This is a genomic window from Streptococcus sinensis, from assembly GCF_000767835.1.
Taxonomy (GTDB): domain Bacteria; phylum Bacillota; class Bacilli; order Lactobacillales; family Streptococcaceae; genus Streptococcus; species Streptococcus sinensis.
The window spans coordinates 1-2,358 of sequence record NZ_JPEN01000093.1 but is presented as its reverse complement, the minus strand read 5'-3'; the positions used below and the strand labels follow the sequence as shown (position 1 = coordinate 2,358).

Sequence of the window (2,358 nt, the reverse complement as noted above, 5' to 3'; positions counted from 1 at the left end):
TTATTTTCGTGTTTCTGTGGGTGACGGCTATGTCGTCATGGCTGTCTGTCCCACTCTCTTTTTCTCATTAATCAAAGGCGATCGCTCATTCTTTTAAGTGATAAGAATAGCTTGCGACTACAACATCTTCATACCATTTCAGATAGTATTTCAATTTCAAGCTCATCTGGTTATGCAGGACATTTTGCCATCTCTTTTTAGGTATAAACTGAGGTACTAGGACCGTCACTGTTCGGCCTTCTTTTTTGGCTCGTTTGGCCACTTTAATCACATACTGAACTGTCGGACTGATGATATTGCGGTAGCTAGTCGTGACTGTCTCAAAGCGAATATCTGGGAAGTAGTCAGCAAATTCCTCGGCGACTTCAGCATCTTTTTCAGCAGTTTCTGCTGTTGAAACATGCATTGCCACGACTTCATCTCCGATACTGCGAGCATAGCTCATCGCACCAACACTGACTCGGGTGACATTCCCGACCAGGACAATTACTGTATTACCAGTGTAGTTCTGACGCTCGATATGGTCATGCAATCTCAACTGTTTAGCGACTCTATTATAGTGCTGCTTGATAGACAAAAACAGCCAAGTCAAGACAATGATAATAGGGAAGAAAGGCCAAATATCTTGAAGACGGAACAAGAGCAAGATAAGAACAATCCCGTAACAAATGATCGCTCCAAGGATATTCGCAATCGAATGCTTCAAGAAATTATTTCCATATTTTTTCTTCCAATGGACAACCATACCAGTCTGTGAGAGAGCAAAGGGTACGAATACACCAATGGTGTACAGGGGAATCAAGCGCTCTGTATTTCCCTCAAAGATACACAAAAGAGCAATGGCACCAAAAGCCAAAGTGAAAATGCCATTGGAATAGCTCAGACGATCTCCTTTTTCCATGTACATATGTGGCATATATTTGTTCTTAGCCATATTGTAGGAGAGCATCGGAAAGGCTGAAAAGCCAGTATTGGCTGCCACTGCTAAGATCAAAGCAGTCGACAATTGGAAAACATAGAACAAGATACGACCAAGAGGAGAAGTCCCCAAAATTGCTTGCGCCATCTGAGCCAAGGTCGTTACACCTTTGACAGGCACGATGCCAATCCAATAATTCAAGAAGGTAATGCCCGCAAACATGATGCCTAGGATTAAAGCCATAATCGAAAGGGTAGCTGCGGCATTATGAGCTTTTGGTTTCTTGAAAAAGGGAACCGAATTGGAAATAGCTTCCACTCCTGTCAAGGAAGCAGAGCCGCTGGTGAAAGCACGAAGCAGTAAGATCAAACTTACTCCAGCAATCGGACTACCAATCCGCGCGGTTGCGTGATAGTCTAAATTTCCTGTCAAGATCTGCACAAAACCAAAACCAATCAACAATAAGGTGCTGACAATAAAAAGATAGACAGGAATCATCAAGGAAGTAGCCGACTCTTTTAATCCTCGGAGATTCATTAGCATCAACAAGAGAACTAGGAAAATGGAAATATGTAAATTGTAAGGATGTAAGACGGGAATTGCAGAGGTAATTGCGTCCGCTCCAGAAGCGACTGAAACGGCTACTGTCAACATGTAATCTACCAGCAAGCTTCCCCCAGCGATCAAACCTGCCGTTGGAGATAGATTTTCTGTCGTCACCATATAAGCTCCTCCTCCTTGAGGGTAAGCATGGATAACCTGACAATAGGAAACCGTTAAGCTCGCTAGTAGCACCAATACGACGATTCCTATTGGAAGCGACCACCAAATGGCACCAATAGAAATAGACGTCAAGACCAAAACAACCTGCTCTGGTCCATAAGCAATAGAAGATAAAGCGTCACTGGAGAGCATGGCCAAAGCTTGCATCTTGGTCAATAAATGACCATCATCGCCCTTTTTCCCAGATTTTAATGGGCGTCCAATAAAAAAGCCTTTTAACTTGGAAAACATAAGTTCCTCCTTTAAAAACATGAGCCATTCTACTCCTTTTCGGAAAACATGTCAATACTTTTCTGAAAATAAATTTTCATAAATTTAAACTTCCTGCTTTTTATCCAAATGCTTGATGAAAACCATCTCAGTAGATATCAACATCATTCCCCAATCTCACTAAAAAATTGAAGGTGAAGAGGTTAGAAATCGCAAGCGGCGTAGCTAAAAAGTACTCAAACAATCTATTTAAAGTTTCAAACACACTCTCCTACAAAATCTTCCATTTTTTTCTGGAGACAGCATGCTTGTTTATAAAAAAACGAGCTTTATGCCAAGCTCGTTTTTGATATTTAAATTTCTTAAATTTTAGTGATTGTTAATAAACATACTAAGATTAGTAGTGAAGAAATCTCCGACGGGAGAGAGTACTCACTACTTTTTCT

The 2,358-nt window shown here is 41.1% G+C and carries 1 protein-coding gene; it reads right to left on the bottom strand.

Going from position 1 to position 2,358, the window contains the following annotated elements; translation table 11 throughout:
* Nucleotides 1-85: 85 nt before the first annotated feature.
* Complete coding sequence (locus tag SSIN_RS07940; protein WP_037617705.1) at nucleotides 86-1,933, bottom strand: APC family permease; 1,848 nt, start codon at nucleotides 1,931-1,933, stop codon at nucleotides 86-88.
* Nucleotides 1,934-2,358: the final 425 nt, after the last annotated feature.

Bases quoted from the DNA above. Each gene is read 5' to 3' on its own strand.
- SSIN_RS07940 (WP_037617705.1), bottom strand. From the start codon at position 1,933: ATGTTTTCCAAGTTAAAAGGCTTTTTTATTGGACGCCCATTAAAATCT.